Source organism: Lishizhenia tianjinensis, from assembly GCF_900116425.1.
In the GTDB taxonomy this organism is placed as follows: domain Bacteria; phylum Bacteroidota; class Bacteroidia; order Flavobacteriales_D; family Crocinitomicaceae; genus Lishizhenia; species Lishizhenia tianjinensis.
Genome location: NZ_FPAS01000001.1, coordinates 780,249 through 797,674, shown reverse-complemented (window position 1 = coordinate 797,674; position 17,426 = coordinate 780,249). Strand labels below are relative to the sequence as shown.

Annotated in this window: 9 protein-coding genes; 5 read left to right on the top strand and 4 right to left on the bottom strand. The window is 38.2% G+C overall.

Annotation, left to right across the window (positions count from 1 at the left end):
* The first annotated feature begins 26 nt into the window (after positions 1–26).
* Complete coding sequence (gene mnmE / locus BM327_RS03800; RefSeq protein WP_090246509.1) at positions 27–1,406, top strand: tRNA uridine-5-carboxymethylaminomethyl(34) synthesis GTPase MnmE; 1,380 nt, start codon at positions 27–29, stop codon at positions 1,404–1,406.
* 116 nt (positions 1,407–1,522) lie between these two features.
* Here mnmE and BM327_RS03795 read toward each other — a convergent pair whose 3' ends face one another.
* Together BM327_RS03795 and BM327_RS03790 are read right to left on the bottom strand one after the other, a co-directional pair.
* Positions 1,523–3,445 (bottom strand): T9SS type A sorting domain-containing protein, encoded by a 1,923-nt coding sequence (locus BM327_RS03795; protein ID WP_090246507.1) that lies wholly within the window; start codon positions 3,443–3,445, stop codon positions 1,523–1,525.
* Positions 3,446–4,185: 740 nt separating this feature from the next.
* Positions 4,186–5,346, bottom strand: a complete 1,161-nt coding sequence (locus BM327_RS03790; protein ID WP_090246503.1) for an MFS transporter — start codon at positions 5,344–5,346, stop codon at positions 4,186–4,188.
* Between the two features lie 326 nt (positions 5,347–5,672).
* Between BM327_RS03790 and BM327_RS03785 the strand changes: the two genes are divergently transcribed.
* Positions 5,673–8,867, top strand: coding sequence for a T9SS type A sorting domain-containing protein (locus BM327_RS03785; protein WP_090246500.1), 3,195 nt, complete (start codon positions 5,673–5,675; stop codon positions 8,865–8,867).
* 119 nt (positions 8,868–8,986) lie between these two features.
* On the opposite strand, the gene BM327_RS03780 is transcribed toward BM327_RS03785, so the two are convergent.
* The gene (locus BM327_RS03780) at positions 8,987–9,334 is read right to left on the bottom strand and encodes a hypothetical protein (protein ID WP_139230234.1); all 348 of its coding nucleotides are present in this window, start codon (positions 9,332–9,334) and stop codon (positions 8,987–8,989) included.
* A gap of 350 nt (positions 9,335–9,684) precedes the next feature.
* Between BM327_RS03780 and BM327_RS03775 the strand changes: the two genes are divergently transcribed.
* The 3 genes from BM327_RS03775 to BM327_RS03765 all read left to right on the top strand — a co-directional run bounded on the left by BM327_RS03775 (position 9,685) and on the right by BM327_RS03765 (position 16,559).
* Entirely contained in the window at positions 9,685–11,040 is a 1,356-nt protein-coding gene (locus BM327_RS03775; protein ID WP_090247604.1) for a UDP-N-acetylmuramate--L-alanine ligase, read from the top strand.
* A 192-nt stretch (positions 11,041–11,232) separates the two neighbouring features.
* Complete coding sequence (locus BM327_RS03770) at positions 11,233–12,987, top strand: tetratricopeptide repeat protein (protein ID WP_090246496.1); 1,755 nt, start codon at positions 11,233–11,235, stop codon at positions 12,985–12,987.
* A gap of 365 nt (positions 12,988–13,352) precedes the next feature.
* Positions 13,353–16,559 carry a LamG-like jellyroll fold domain-containing protein gene (locus tag BM327_RS03765; protein ID WP_090246493.1) on the top strand — a complete coding sequence of 1,069 codons (3,207 nt, stop codon included), beginning with the start codon at positions 13,353–13,355 and terminating at the stop codon, positions 16,557–16,559.
* A 155-nt stretch (positions 16,560–16,714) separates the two neighbouring features.
* Here BM327_RS03765 and BM327_RS03760 read toward each other — a convergent pair whose 3' ends face one another.
* The gene (locus BM327_RS03760) at positions 16,715–17,176 is read right to left on the bottom strand and encodes a DinB family protein (RefSeq protein WP_090246491.1); all 462 of its coding nucleotides are present in this window, start codon (positions 17,174–17,176) and stop codon (positions 16,715–16,717) included.
* Positions 17,177–17,426 lie beyond the last annotated feature (250 nt).

Sequence of the window (17,426 nt, the reverse complement as noted above, 5' to 3'; positions counted from 1 at the left end):
CCTATCTTTGCACAAAATTTTTTAGTATGAATAGTTCAGAAACAATTTGTGCCTTATCTACGGCAAACGGAATGGGTGCTATCGCAGTAATTCGTGTCTCGGGAGAAGAAGCTATTGCTATTACCAGTAGCATATTTTCCAAATCCTTGATAGACGCTCCGTCACATACCGCACATTTTGGAACTATTGTTAATGCTGAAGGCCGAATCATAGATGAAGTATTGATTAACGTCTTTCAAGGTAAAAAGAGTTTCACGGGTGAACCTACAACAGAAATTGCTTGTCACGGTTCTGTTTTTATTCAGCAGCAAATCATACAACTTTTGTTGGAGAATGGGTGTAGAATGGCCAATCCTGGTGAGTTTTCTATGCGCGCCTTTTTCAATGGAAAGATGGACCTTTCGCAAACCGAAGCCATTGCAGATTTAATTGCTTCTCAATCTTCGAAAGCACACGAGGTAGCCATGCAACAGATGCGTGGTGGATTCTCAAATGAATTAAAAGGTTTGCGTGAAGAACTCATCAACTTTGCCTCTTTGGTGGAGTTAGAATTGGACTTTGCGGAAGAAGATGTAGAATTCGCCGATAGATCTCAATTGAAAGCATTGGTAGAGAAATGTTTGAAATATACCAATAAACTAGCGAGTTCTTTCTCTTTGGGGAATGCTATTAAAAATGGTTTTCCAGTTGCCTTTGTTGGTCGACCAAATGCTGGAAAATCTACCCTTTTGAACGGTTTGTTGCAAGAGGAGAGAGCCATTGTTTCTGATATACCTGGAACGACGCGTGACACCATAGAAGAAACCATCAATATAGAAGGTGTGAGTTTCCGTTTGATAGATACTGCCGGAATACGTGAAGCCAGCGATGAAATTGAGCGCATAGGTATAGAACGTACCCATCAAAAAATTGAACAAGCCAATACCGTAGTTTATTTGTTTGATGCTTTGAATACGTCGGTGGAAGAAGTAAACAAAGACATTGCTTTATTGCCTGCTGCCAAACACCTTTTGGTAGTAGCGACCAAGAATGATAAAATAGATGATGCAACACGTGAGCACATCACAACAAACATTGTAAAAAGAGAAGGGGTGGAGCTCCACTTTATTTACGGAAAAGATGAGCAGGACTTGGAAAAAGTGAAGTCGGCCATCTATGAAATTTCCATAGGTGACTCCTTCGATGAGCATTCAACCATCGTTACCAATGCTCGTCACTACGATAATTTGATCAAAGCTTCTTCAGATTTAGAAAAAGCCAAAGAAGGACTCGAAACCGGCATCACGGGTGACTTCGTAGCCATGGACATCCGCCAAGCCCTTTACCACCTCGGTCAAATCACAGGAGAAATTTCTACCGATGATCTGTTGGGGAATATATTTGCTAATTTTTGTATTGGAAAGTAACCCCAACCCAGAATATATGATACAACAAAGGCTGCCTCCTTACGAGACAGCCTTTGTTGTTTGTTTTCGGTTTGTGTGTTTAATGTTTCATCTATCATCAACTTTGGTAAGTTGGGCTAACGTTGTATGAGTATTTTTTTGCTTTCTATTCCCTTGAGGGTGTGTATACTTAAAATATAAACGCCATCTGGAAGGTTTAAGTCCAGAGGTATGGAGGCTTGATAAGCAACTTGGGTTTTGTAAACTACTTGTCCCATGGTGTTTGTGATGACTATACTTATATCCTCCTCAGTGGGTTCTGTTTGTATGTTTATTTGACCTTGTGAAGGGTTGGGAGAAACTCTTGAATTCGTCACGTATTCCAGAAGTACGTTTAATGGGAAATGGGTTAAACAGTTTGACATTTCTGTACAATTTTCAGAGGAGATGATCACTGCGTAAGTACCGTGTGCACTTGGTCTAAAAGTTTGAGCCGTAGCGCCAGTTATAGGCGTTGATGTTTTACAATCTATCCATTGATAGGTATGTCCCGCTGGCAGAGCCGTTAGCAAATTACCCTTTTGTTTTATTTCACTATGGAGGGGAGCAATGGTAAGATCTATAACGATAAGGCTATCACATCCATTTTCTTTTTTGAGTACCACCAAGTGCAAACCGGGTTTGTCTAAAGTAAGTTTACCTATGTTGTAGGAATCACAAACTGTAATGTCTAAATAAGTGATTTCTACCGCATGAGGGGTGTAGCGTGAAACGAACATACTTTTTACTTGTTGCTGGATTTGAATTCCTGCAATAAGTATTTTTCCATCTTCCTGAATTTGCAGGCTAGAAGGATTACCTTTTCCGGCTCTAAATGGACCTATTTCACATTCGTGTTTAATGTTGAAATCTCTGTCGAAATAAACGACCACCGCAGTATCTGCTCTGGGGTCAACCGGGAAGTAAGCTTCTTTGTCTACCGCAGCCACAATTATATCATCGTTGTCTAAACTATGTAGGGCTATGGCATTAGGATACATACTGGGTTCCAATATACGGTTAGGGATGTTTACAACGTTAGTTTGAGCATCCATAGTACCGTCAGTGTTGTAGCGTGTTAAGGTGTAATGGTTACTTAAGGTAGTACGCCCAGCACAAATTATTTTTCCGTCAGACAAAAGATCTATGGCATATCCTTGCTGGGTATAGCTCAAGGTATTGGGATTATAGGCTTCGAAAGAATTATCTATGCTTCCGTCTGTTTGAAACCTGTAGAGTTGTTGCCAACCATAATCTCCCGCTCCTTGACTGTTGGCGTAATTGGTAAGAAGGAGAATTTTTCCATCTGCCTGAACTTTATAATCAGCTATTAAACTGCTATGCGGTGCTTCTATGGGATGAGATAATCCTTCGTTACCATAGTTGATATCTATTGCTCCATTTGGGGTAATTTGTGTGCTGTAGATATAGGTAGGTATACTTGGTCCACCAACACCTGTTCCACACCAAACAAAGTAATTGAAATTCGTGTTTTGGGTTCCCATAACCAGGATGTTCCTGTCTTCTTTTTCTATAATTACATTGTAGTAGGGAAATTGGTGATCTGAAGCAAGGGGAAGAACGCTTCGACCATTAATTCCGAATAGCGGGTCTATGTTTCCGTCTTCATAAAAACGTTGAAGGATGTTTTGAGCACTTACCAATATTTTACCATCCCTTTGTTGGGTAAGACCAATGGGGATACTGGGTTTTGCCAGGTAAGGATCAAAAATTAATAAGGGGGCTATGTTTAAATTTAACACCCCATTTTGTGCAAAAGAAAGGTCTAAGTTTCCATTGGAATCAAACCTAACCAGGTAGGTGGAGTCTACCGACTTACAAACCACCAAAAGTTTTCCATTGCTTTGTAGTAAGGAGTTTGCCGTGGTTTCTATAGCGGAATTTAAGATTGCTGTATTACTTCCTTGAATTCCATAACTAGCATCTACGGATATATCTTGGGCAAAGGAATTTGTTCCCAATAATATAGATACAAGTACAAGTGTGCGTATTCGTTTCATGACTATTTTTTTTAAAGTGTGTAAAGTTTAAGGAGGTATTAAAAAGCATACCTCTCCATGTAAAAAAGGGGGCGTGGTTGCCATTGACATTGTTTTGGGGTAAATAAAATAATCCAAGCGCATAAGTTTTTTTTTGTTCTCCTAATAACAAGATTTTTTCAAGCACATTAGCGGGCGTAATTACAGTGGGGTATTTACTGAAGCTTGGGGCTAACGCATTTGAGGGTTTAAGACATAACTTTCCCAAGGACAGATTGAATATTGAAATCAATAGATGTTCCATGACGAAAGTTTATTGTAAAAAGTAAACGAAAATTGCAGCTTCGAATCGCTTAAAAAGAGGTAGAATAAGTTTCTCGACTTTATCGAAAGTCCTGCAAAATTCTTCCCTTAAATTTAGCTTATTTTGGGGCTGAATCAAAGGTGAGTAGCATCTAATTTTAGGGTGGTCAGTGCGTTTTCCTTGTGTTTTTTTTAGTTGAAAACAAGACCAAAAAAGAGGTGGCGACTGTTCTACTTATGTTTATGAAATTGAATTGGTTCAATAACTTATTAGTTGAGAACCTCAATATTTTTTTTGAATTCTTATTGGAAAGAAGTTTTCAGTGAAAAATAGCTGGGCTGAATTTGTTGTATTACCTGGTTAACTGTGAAATTTTACTTCTTTTTGGAGAGATTTACTACAGAAATTCGTGTATTGTGGAATGTTGGGTGTGGAATTAAAGAAGAACGAGGAAAGGCTAAACTTCCACATTCTTTCTTTGCTTCCAATATTTTAAAGTAAGTAAGAAGGAGATACCAACTATACCAGCGGCAGTCCAAGAAAGATAGCCCGTACCTATGGTATCAATTTCCAAACCTCCCAAAGCAGCACCCACAGCAAAACCGAATTGAATAATGGAGTTGTAAATGCTTAGAATAACGCTTTTTGCTTCATGCGATAAATTCATGATACTGAAACGAAATAAGGGACCGGGTAACCATGCTGCCATAGCCCAAGCCATGAGAAGAATTATGGTTAAGTAAGGATGTGTACCTATACATAAAGAAAGGGTGAGGAGTATAATTAAATGAATAAACATACTCGTAGCGATGGTGTTGGGTATTCCAAATCTATCACCAAAATACCCCCCAGACTTATTACCGATTAATGTTGATACTCCAAATGCAAGAAAGGCCAGACTAAAGGTACTTTCCTTTATTAAAGATGTTTCCTTAAGAAAGGGAGTGATGTAAGAGTAAAGTGAGGAGTAGCCCAAAATCCAAAAGAAAGACATGGCCAAACTCAATACAATAATAGGTCGCTTAAACACGCGTATTTGATCTTTTAAAGGCAATACGGTAGTTGCGGGAAAGGAGGGGAGGTGTTTGGCTAAAAGAGCTATGAAAGCCAAGGAAAGTATACTGGTACCTATAAAGATACTTTGCCATCCAAAATGCTCTGTAATGATGCGCCCAACAGGTAAACCAACTATTAATGCGGCATTATAGCCCACAGTAACGGTAGCCACAGCACCTGCCTTCTTGTGCTCGGGAGCAAGTTCTGAAGCTACAATAAAACACAACACATTAAAAACCCCCATTCCTAACGCCATAATTACACGTGCCAGTAAGAGAAGGTTAAAGTTTTTACTTAGCGTCATTAATAGAGAACCTAACGTAAAGGTTAATAAAGCGATAATTAACACATGTTTTTGGTTCATTTTACGCATTCTATAGATGGCCACAGGTGTTCCGAGTGCCGCGGTAATGGCAAATACTGTAATGAGTTGTCCGGCCATAGAAACAGAAATACCTATGTCACCTGCTATTTTGTCCAATACTCCAACAATTACAAATTCTGAAGTTCCAGCCACAAAACAAATGAGAGTGAGCAGATATATTTTAAGGGTATTGTTCATGTTTCTTTCAAAAATCGGTGCATAGTTAGAAAGAGTTTTTCAAAGTTTTAACGACTTCTTTATAAAAGCTTAAAAATGTCTTTGTAAAGCGCTTATTTGTGCTCTTTGAAAGAATATTTACTTTATGTTTTATTCGTACAGGTTTAATGTTTTTGTAATGCGCTAGGTTGATTTACACTAAGGGTTGATAGTATTCAATTTTAATTGTTTGAAATTTCACACTTGTCCGCGATTTGTCCCTTGAAATTTCACAGATTTAGCTTGCTTTTCTAGGTTGTACTCTTTCTCGTGGGTAATTTTGAGGCACATATAAATCAAAATTAAACATGAAAAAACTTACACAATTGTTCTTAACAACCTCGCTTTGCTTGGGTGCTGGAACAGCAATGTCTCAGGTTTTCATAGATGAAGATTTTTCATCTGGAATTCCAGGGAACTTTAGTGCTACTAGTTTTGCAACTACTACTACAACAACTTGTAGTTCAAATGCAATTAGAGCAAACCTTTATAATACCACGTATAACTATGCAGACCTGATTACCAATGATGAGCCTGCATCTGGGGGACAAATAGACATCTCCTTTGATTACAAAATTATTAACTGGTCAGGTGGTGGTGCCACACCAGCAACATTCGGTACATTAGAGTTAAAGCACTCTATTGACGGAGGAACTACTTGGGCAACCGATACAATTATCGATGCTACCAATCACCAACCTTCAACAAACTGTGCTACGGTATCTACTTTTACTACGGCAGTAGAAGTGCCAGCGGGTTCTAATGTTCGTTATGCGTTGGAAGCTAACTGGGCAACAGGAGATTACTGGATGTATATAGAAAACTGGTCGATAATAGAACAAGTTACTTGTCCAGCACCTTCTAACTTACACCCTGTAATGAGTGGTACAACAACGGCTACTTTAGATTTTGATGTTAATGCTACTGCAGCGAGTTACCAATACGAGTATGGTGCGGTAGGATTTACTCCGGGTACTGGAACAGGTACAACAGGAATTGTAACAGCACTTCCTTTTGAAATTCAAGGTTTAACGGCAGATATGGAATACGATGTATACGTAAGAAATATTTGTTCACCTGGAGATACAAGTGGATACGCCGGTGCTGCAATGATCAATACTTATGGTCAAGGATTGTTTATGGATCACCGTCCTGACTGTCCAACACAAGGTTTTGTGGATATTTCTTCTACAGGAACATCTGAGAATTTAGCCGATGATGGTAACGTAGGAGTGAGCTTGCCTTTTGCTTTGTTCTACCAAGGTCAAACAGTGAACAATATTTCTATAGGTAACAATGGTGGTATTATTTTAGGAACCGCTACTGGTTTTGTACCAACGGGAGGAACAATCAATGGTGCCAATACGGGAATCTATCCTTTCTGGGATGATTTAGACAGTGAAACGGGATCTGTTTACTACCAAACTGTAGGTTCTGCTCCAAATAGAACTTTCATTGTACAATGGGAGACGCGTCCACACTTTAGTGGGGTTGTTGGACAAAACATTACTTTCCAAGCTCAAATTGATGAAGCTACAGGTGAGATTTTCTTTGTTTATGAAGATGTTGAATTTGGAGGTTCTCAAGCACAATACGACTTTGGTGGGTCTGCATCTATAGGTGCCACTGGAAACTACAACCCAGTAGTGGTATCTTACGACGATGTAAACTACTTACAAAATAATTCATGTGTGAATCTTTATTACACAGATTGTCCTAAGCCAGAAGGATTTTCTGTAACAGGAATTACGGCAACATCAGCATCTATTTCTTGGAATGCAGGTTTGGCCAATGAAAACGATTGGACGATAGTTTATGGTCCTGTTGGATTTGATCCTGCTACGGGTGGATTAGGTACCTTAACAAGTTCTAATAGCACCGTTAACATTTTCGGATTAGATGATGTAACTACTTACGATGTGTACATTTTTGCAGATTGTATTCCTGGTGTTTTACAAAGTGATTTTGGTCTTTTAGGACAAATTTCTACACTACCACATTGTTCTAACCCTATTCCAATGACCTCTGCAACGATGGATGATTCTATTTCTTTGGAGTGGAACTGGATAGAAAGTTCTGGAACGGGCTTATACCCTTCAACTGGGTTTAACCTTCAGTATGGAATGCACGGATTTGATTTGTATACAGGAACTACTGTTGCTGTAGACAACAACTTTACAGATACAATTTTTGATGCTTCATTAATGGGATCTGGAGTATATGATGTGTATTTTCAAGCGGTTTGTGGACCAGATACTTCTTACTTCGTAGGACCACTTACTGTGATTATGCCTTTAACCAATGATTCTTCTTGTTTAGCAGAAGAAATTCCAGTGAATGGAGAGGTTCATTACTTCAGCAACGTGGGAGCAACAGTACAAGCCAATGAGGCAAATGCTGCACCACCGGTAACAAACTACCAGTCTACAACAGGATGGGGAGCTGGTGGATTTGATGCTACAACATGGTATACATTTACAGCACCAACAAGTGGAAATGTTTACATCTCAGGTAAAGATGAAGGTTTCTCTGGACAGATTGCTATTTACGAAGTATCTAACTGTAACGGTTTTTCTTCTTACAATTTAGTAGCAGCGAATGATGATGCTTTAGACGGAAGTTCTAATGCTCCTTACTTTAGTGTGTGTGGTTTAACTGTAGGTCAAACTTATTACTTGGTACACGATTCAGAATCTTCTTCTAACACAGGTTTATTCTCTATTTTATTGCGTGATGTAGATCCAGAAGCGGGTACTACAACAGGTTTAATTGAAGTTTGTTCTGGAGATACAGTGGATTTATTCAATGGTATTACTGGTTACGATGTAATGGGTGGAACTTGGTATGAAGAAACACCAACTTTAAACTTTAGTGGATCTATTTTCCCAACGCAAACTTTGGCGTTCCAAACCTTTACTTTCGAGTACGAAGTAGTGGATGGATGTGCTTCTGATAGCGTAATGCAAGAGGTATTAATTTACGGTCCTTCTCAAGCAGGAGTGAGTGGTAACTTAGTTCTTTGTTTGAACCAAGAGTTTAATTTATTTGAAGGTTTAACAGGTACAATAGATTTAGGAGGTACTTGGTACGACCCATCTAATGTTATGATTCAAGGGAATGACTACAATGCAGGATCTGTTCCGGGTCAGTTTAACTTCGATTACATTACAGGAAATGGAGTTTGTCCTGAAGATACATCAACCGTATTGATAACAGTAGATGCAACGTGTAATGCATTGAACGTGGAAGATGCAGTGTTTGAAGGTTTAGAAGTTTACCCTAACCCAACAACAGGTGTATTGAATATAGCGAACAATGCAAGTAGTGGAAGTTTCAACTTTATCGTTTACAATGTGAACGGACAAAAAGTGGTAAATGGAAATGAAACTTTGGCACAAAATAGTGTATCGAAAGTGGATCTTTCAACACTAGAAACAGGTGTGTATTTCGTAGAGGTTTATAACGCAACGACAGCTAAAACATTTAGAGTAGTTGTTCAATAATCCTGAGTTTATATAGTTAACCAAAGGGAGGGAGTTGCAAAACTTCCTCCTTTTTTTATGGCCAAAAAAAAGCTGACTTGTACGTTCAAGTCAGCTTTCTAGTTTATAGTTTAGCGGGATTAGTCACATTGCGTGCACAGGGTGTAAATGGCAAAGTTCTTTTTGGTCTTTAAACATTTCCCCTCATTTACTATTTTCCATTCCTTTTCCAGCTTGTTTTGACTCTGGTAGTCGGAAAAAATCACCTTATCTCCTTTAATGCTATACTTCCCTTGCGTGTCTACGGGCTTTCTTTGATTGGTCAAATCTTTATAAGAAAAAGTACCATCCTTTTTAAGGATGATTTGAGGTGCATTTTGACCATTGCCACCAAAAGTTCCAGTTCTTAACTTCGTGTTTTCATTCGTTTTAAAAGCGAACAAAGCAAGTGTTAAAGTACCTAGAAAGAGCAGGTTTCGAATTTTCATAGTTCTGATATTTTTCTTCAATGTAATGATTTTTAATGAGATAGTAAAAATTAAAACCAATAGGGGGAGGAGAGGTAGTAGAATTTTGTGTGCTTAGAAGCTTTTGGGTGCAGGGGGCGACTTTAGCTAGGCCTGAAGCAGTGCTGAAGGGAGCCCACTGGAGCCTTAAAGCTACTTGGCGCAAAGAAATTTTACTAGGAACGGATGACCCAGTGCCGTTTTCTACGGCAATTGGCCAACAAAATAACTCACACGTAGAAATACACTTTTTAACAGCCCATTATGAAGTACTTCTTTTGAGAGAAGTTTCAGCACTATTTATTTCTTTTATCTTCATAAAAATTTTGAATATGAATGTACATTTTATTGCCATAGGAGGAAGTGCCATGCACAATTTAGCCATTGCACTTTCGCGCAAGGGAGATAAGGTAACCGGATCTGACGATGAAATTTTTGAGCCTTCGAAATCCAGGTTGGCTAAAGAAGGAATTTTGCCAGAAACTATTGGTTGGAGTACGGATAACATTCATGAAGAATTAGACGCTGTAATTGTAGGTATGCACGCCCGTGCGGACAACCCAGAATTGTTGAAAGCAGAAGCTTTGGGCTTACCCATTTTTTCTTATCCGGAATATATTTATGAAAAAAGCAAGGATAAAAAGCGCATTGTAATTGGTGGGTCTCACGGTAAAACTACCACCACATCTATGTTATTGCACGCGGTGAAAGCCTTGGGCAAAAATGTAGATTACATGGTAGGAGCACAATTGGAAGGTTACGATTGTATGGTAAAGTTGAGTGATGAAGCGGATACCATAGTATTGGAAGGAGATGAGTATTTGAGTTCGCCTTTGGATAGACGACCAAAATTTCATTTATACGAGCCGCATGTGGCCATGATTTCTGGAATTGCATGGGACCATATTAACGTGTTTCCAACCTTTGAAAATTACGTAGAACAATTTGAAATATTTACTGAAAAGATAGTACCTGGTGGCGTGTTGGTATACAATACAGAAGATGAAGAAGTGCGTAAGATAGGGGAGAGAAATTCGGTAGCTTACAAAGCACAAGCCTATCAAACACCAGCTTATACTTCTACACCAACAGGAAGTATTTTACACTTTGAGGGTAAAGATTATCCTTTACAGATTTTTGGAGCCCACAACTTGCAAAACCTTATGGGAGCTATGTATTTAGCGCAAGAAATGGGTATACGCAATGAGGAATTCTTGTCGGCCATGAAAGATTTTACGGGTGCTGGAAAGCGTTTGGAGAAGGTCTATGAAAAGGAAGATTTTGTGATGTTTAAGGATTTTGCTCATTCTCCTTCTAAATTGAAAGCCACTACCAAAGCCGTAAAGGAACAGTTTGCAGATAGGAAGGTAATAGCCTGTATGGAATTGCATACGTTTTCTTCTTTGAAAAAAGAATTTTTGCCCCAATACAAGGGAGCCATGGCGGCTGCGGATAAGGCCATTGTTTACTTTAACCACGAGGTAGTAGCGCACAAAAAACTAGCGCCGATTACCAAGGAAGAAGTGTTGGCTGCCTTTGGAGGAAATGTGGAAGTTTATACCCAGAGTGAAGCTGTTATAGCTGAGATTCGCAAAGAAAACATGCAGAATGTAGCTTTGTTAATGATGAGTTCTGGAAACTTCGATGGAGTTGATTATGCGAAACTTGCAGAAGAACTTGTTGGCTAAGTAGATGTTATATGGTCTAATTAAAACATGCTTATTTTATTAAACCTTAGTTTCTTAGGGAGGGATTGGACTTAGAAAAGGAACCATACTTTATGATTACTTAAAGGCGATTTAACACCTTGAAGACTACCCTTTAGAATATTTTTAAGTTCTAGTTTCCAACGAGCGCTTAAGAAGTTTATTTTTGTGAATATGATAGTTCGATTGCACGCAATATTCCTATTTATAGCTTTTAGTTTATTCTTGCTTTTTGCTCGCGCTCAAGAAAGTGAAGCGACAACGATTCCTGTGAATGAATGGAGTTTAGAAAAATTGTCCGAATATTTCGAACAGACAAAGGATGCTAAGGTAGTAGATATCAATCAGGCCTACCAAAGAGCGATGAACAAAGGAGAGCTCATGTATGCGCTTAAATTTCAGTTGAACCTAGCCAGTGTTTACTATCATAGAAAAGAATACCAGGCTTCTTTAAAGAATGCTTACGAAGCTTTGTTGTTAAAGGAACAACCCGATTTTAAAGATGATGAAGGAATTGCACCCAGAATTCATTTCCGCATCGCTTTGGCCCTGCACAGTATAGGCGCGTACAAAGAGGCTATCGTACAAAGAAAATTACAACAATCAGAACTTTACAAGCAAGGATTAGATCATAAAGGTCATATCTTGGACCATTACATAGGTAACCTCTTTTTAGAATTGAATCAGTGGGATTCTGCCCGTGTATATTACCAAGAATATCTAAAATCTTCTGAGGAGTATTTGGATGAGCGAGAAATTGCATTTGGTAAAAACAACATAGGAATAACGTACATAGAGGAAGGGGACTATAACGCTGCCCTCAGGGAATTTGAAGCCTCTTATTCATATTATGTGAAAGATACAACAACCAAAGGTCTGTTGATGAAGGCCACCGTGCTGGGAAACATTGGAAATACAAAATATTTCTTGGGAAAAACCGATAGCGCTTTGGTATTGTGGGAAGAGGTTTTGGGGTTTTGTAGAAAATCGCAAGACAGTATTTACATTGCCAAAGCCTTGTTAGAGGTTGCTCAATTGAACTTGGAGATCAATAATTTTCAGAAATCGTTGTATTATTTGAGGGAGGTTGACCAGGTAAAACAATCGAATTCTCAGGCGTGGTTGAAAATTAACCTAAGCTTTTACAAATGCTTTAGTGATACCTATGAAGCCATGAAGCTTTACGATAAAGCGCTTTTGTATAACAAGAAGTATATCCGACTTTTTGAATCCATGTACGGAGGTGAGGAGATGGAAGAGCTTTACGCGGCAAAATCTAGTTTTCAAAATTTGAAAATTAAGAGTCAATTGCACGAAGAGCAGATGATAACGCGCAAGCAGGAGGAGGACATAAAGCTTTTAGAACAAAAAACGGCTTTGGTGCGCTTTAGATTTTTGTTGATTACCCTCTTGGCCTTATTAATTGTAGTGGTAGCTATCTTCCTGATTTATCGTTTAAAAAGAAAGAATGAAATTCAACGCTTATCAAAAGAATTGTTAGAGGCTACCAATGAAAGACAATCGCAACGATTAACGGAGACTACTTTAAACCTTGCACGTAAAAAAGAATTTGCAGAGGATTTAAAAACGAGAATTACCCAACTGGAGGGGATAGAGGCCAAAGATAAATCGGCTATAAAACTTTTTGTTGATAATGAACTTCAAATTGACGAGTCTTTCTTAGAAATGGAAAAACTAATCGATCAATTGGGAGATGAATTTTTTATTAAACTCAACAATAAATTCCCCAACCTTACAGAAAATGATATCAAACTATGTGGTTTGATTCGATTAAAATTGACCACGAAACAAATCTCCATCGTTAAATCCATTACACCGGATTCTGTAAAAGTTTCCAAACACAGACTTAGTAAAAAGTTAGGCGTCGAAAAGGGTACTGTACTTTATGAATTCCTAAAGGATATCTAAAGAAACACTACCTCTTTTAATCTTTTTTTACCACTTGATGCGTTTTTAAATGCTTGTTAGTCAAGTGTGTTTACCATGTGTTTACCCCTTTGTAACATCTTTTTTTATGTACTTAGATACTTTTGTGTTGCTAAAAACCATGAGGTGGAATTTTGTTTCCATCCGTAACTAAAATATGAAACACACAAAATGATCTATTTACTGAGTAGTTTTAACCCTACCACTTAAATTAAATCAAAATGAAACTGTTTTCCTTTTTCAGGAAGTGAAAAGAAGTTTTATTCGTGTCATTTCATATGGACATTTAACTAGGCTAAAGGAAGTTGTGGTCAAGTAAAATTGATCACTACGTTAAAACCACATATATGAAAAGAATAATTACCAGTGTACTTACCTGTTTAAGTTTAGGAGCATTTGCTCAATCAACAGGATTGGAATTTGATGGGGTCGATGACTTCATTACAACCGAATACGATGGCTTTACGGCGTCGGGTTCAAAAACAGTAGAGGCTTGGATAAAAGCTACTTACGATTCTCAGCAGAGGTTTATAACCGACATGGGAGGATTGGGAAGTCCAGGTTCTCGTTTTTCATTTAAAATCAACCCTGGAGACGACAACATCAGAATAGAAGTTGGTGGAGGAGGTCTAACCGGGACTGTTAACGTAACCGACAATAACTGGCACCACGTTGCCGTTACTTACGATGCTACAGCCTCTACTAACAAATACAAATTATACGTTGATGGAGCCTTGGATACACAAGGTGATATTGCTACACCCTTAAACCTTCCAGTAACAGGCGGGGCCTTTATGATAGGGACGCGTGTGGATAGTTCGAGTACCACTATGTTCGACGGAAGTTTGGACGAAGTTCGTGTTTATAACGATGTAAGATCTCTTGTTGAGATTCAATCATCTATGAACAATGAATTATGTGTTTTCCCATCTTCACTTCAGGCATATTACAAATTAAATGAAGGTACAGCAGGTACAAGTAATACTGCGATAACTTCAATTACGGATGAAATTACACCGACAAGTGTAAACACTGTTAGTACTGGTTTTAGTATGACAGGTTCATTGTCAAATTACATTACAGGTATTGTAAATGGACCAGTTTCTACAAATGCCATTACGGTAACAAGCTGTGGAGACTACACTTCGCCAGACAACAATATCTACACAACATCAGGTATTTACCAAGATACAATTGCAGGTGCATTTTGTGACTCGGTGATTACTATTGATTTAACCATTCCAACGTTCAATACTAACATCCTTAATACAGGATCTGCGTTGACAGCTTTGGAAACAGGTGTTACTTACCAGTGGATAGATTGTGACAATGGTAATGCGGTTATTTCAGGAGAAACAAATCAAACTTTCACACCAACTGCAAGTGGAAATTATGCGGTAATCTTAACCAATGGATCTTGTACAGAAACAACGGGATGTACTGCTTTTACAGTAGGAAGCTCTTCTGTTCAATTTAATGATGCTGCCATGAACTTTGATGGGGTAGATGACTATGTTCAAACTACTTATGGAGGTATTTCAGGTGATGCAGCCCGTACAATTGAAGCATGGATTAAGACAACGGTAGATGCAACTACTACAAATCAGCAAGTTATCGTGGATTACGGTAATACTGGAAACGGACAACGATTCACCTTTAATGTATTACAAAACAACTCTATACGTTTAGAGGTTGCCGGTAATGGAGTAGTAGGTTCTACAGCTGTAAATGATGGAAACTGGCACCACGTTGCAGTAACCTATGATCCTGCAGATAATGATACGGTTCGTTTGTACATCGATGGTGTAGAAGATGCTAAGAAATACATTTCTACTGTTAATACAGGTACAGCTGCCAACGTTTCTATAGGTAGAAGACAAGACGGTGTTAGTTACTTCACAGGAGACATTGATGAAGTAAGAATTTGGAATGTTGCAAGAACTCCAGCTGAACTTTTAGCTTCTATGAATAGCGAATTGTGTGGTCCTCAAACAGAATTAATGGCGTACTACACATTTAACGAAGGTTCTGCAGGTGCCGATAACACAGGTGTTGATCCAGTATATGATTTCTCTGGAAACAATAACCACGGAACAGCTACTAACATGGATTTAACGGGTGCTGCTTCAAATTATGTAGTAGGAGCTGGTTTAACCTCTGGTATGAATGCTAATTTCTCATCGGTTACATCTTGTGGAGATTACACTTGGGCAGAGAACTCAATGACTTACACAACTTCAGGACTTTACACTGAAACTACAACAAATGTAAATGGATGTGATTCTATCATCGTTTTAAATTTAACTGTTTTAGGAGCAGATGCGATTACTGAAACGGTAACGGCTTGTAACACATACACGTGGGCTACAAACAACCAAACGTACACTACATCTGGACAGTATGTAGAAACTTTAACTAACATCAATGGATGTGATTCTATCGTTACTTTAGATTTAACGATCGGACTTCCAACTTCAGGAACAGACGTAATTACAGCTTGTGATTCTTACACATGGATAGATGGTGTTACTTATACAGCGTCTAACAACACAGCTACGCATACAATTCCAAATGCTTTAGGTTGTGATTCAGTTGTAACCTTAGACTTAACGATCAATAACTCAGATGCGGTTACGCAAACTGTGAGTAACTGTGGTATTTACACATGGGCAGAGAATGGACAGTCTTACTTCCAGTCTGGTCAATACACACACACATTAACAAACATCAACGGATGTGATTCTGTAATTACTTTAGATTTAACGATCAATTTAGATTACACAATTGCGGATAACGTTAATGCATGTGATTCTTACACATGGCCAGTAAATGGTATGACCTATACTGCATCTGGTACGCATACAGAAAACTTTACTTCAGTTGGAGGATGTGATTCTACGCGTATTTTGAATTTGACTGTTAACTCTTCAACTTCATCTACGCAAACAGAAGTAGCTTGTGCAACTTACACTTGGGCTGCTGATGGTATGACCTACACAACTTCAGGTCAGTACACAGCTACTTTACAAACTGTTGCAGGATGTGATTCAGTGGTAACCTTAGATCTTACTATTGATAATGTAGATAACGGAGTAACTTTTGATTACCCGAACGGAACTTTCATTGCTGATGAAACAAGTCCGAACGCTACTTATCAGTGGTTGTACTGTATCAATTATTCAGATGTGAACAACCAAACAGGTGCTTCATTTACACCACAAGCCAATGGTGATTATGCCTTAGAGGTAACTAATGGTGTTTGTGTGGATACTTCAGCTTGTTTTACAATTGATAATGTTGGGGTAGAGCAAGAAAACGCTTCAACGTTTAATGTATATCCAAACCCATCTAATGGTCAGTTTAACATAGCATTTAATGAGGCGAATACAGGTACAGTTGTGGTTACAGATCTTCAAGGAAAAGTAATTTCAACTACCGATTTCCAAGCAGCAACAGTAGTTAACTTAGTTTTATTTAACACATCAAAAGGAGTTTACCTTGTTACCGTTTATGGGAACAACGGTACTGCTGTTGAACGAGTAATTGTTGAATAGTACTCTTTCCTATTGCAGAGAGTACTTTCTAGCAATCAAAGTCCCGAATTTTTATTCGGGGCTTTTTTTATGTCCAATTTTCTGAAGAATTTTGCTTTGGAATTTAAAGTGAACCCTTTTGGTATATATGGCTTCTGCCTTGTAAATGGGGGTTATTAAATTCGTTTTTTAAGGAGTATTATTTGTCCAAGATGGTAATAAGAGTGTTCAATCATAGCGTCAATATTCCGGTAATAAGTCCCATATTGTTTATCTACAAAGTCAGCCAATATTTTTTCTTCTGACATATTTTCAACAAGTTCGATAAATTCATCTGCGTCAAGACAAAACTTGTTCACTAAACTTTGCCATTCTTGTTCAGATTTTATAAGGGAATAATCAAAACTATATTTGTCACGAATGTCCAGTGTTCCACCTTCTAGCACTTTTTTCACGCCAGCTATGTAGTAATCTATGTGAAAGATCAAATCAGCAATCGTGTTAAAGTCATCTATTTTTTGAGTGGCTTGTTTCCAATCAAGATCAATTATTTGTTCCTTGAAATTCGTCCCTAAAACCCATTTCCCTTCGGTGAATATTTCCTTTAGTCGGTTTGCTAAGTATTCGTTCAATTTCATTTTTTTGTAACAAATTTATTTTGCAGTTTTCTCAAATTGTCTTCAACGTTTTGACTGGCCAAAATAGGGCAGATACGAAGAATTTCACTTACAATTTACCACTAAGCCAAAACAAGCGTTTTAACTTTTAATTTTCTTTGTTTTATACGTGAAAAATTTGTTTTGACGTTGCCTGCTCAAAGAACAGGACTTTCAATTTATCTCCAAACGCCCTATTGGCTATACACCTTGTTAGCACATGTTTTTATTT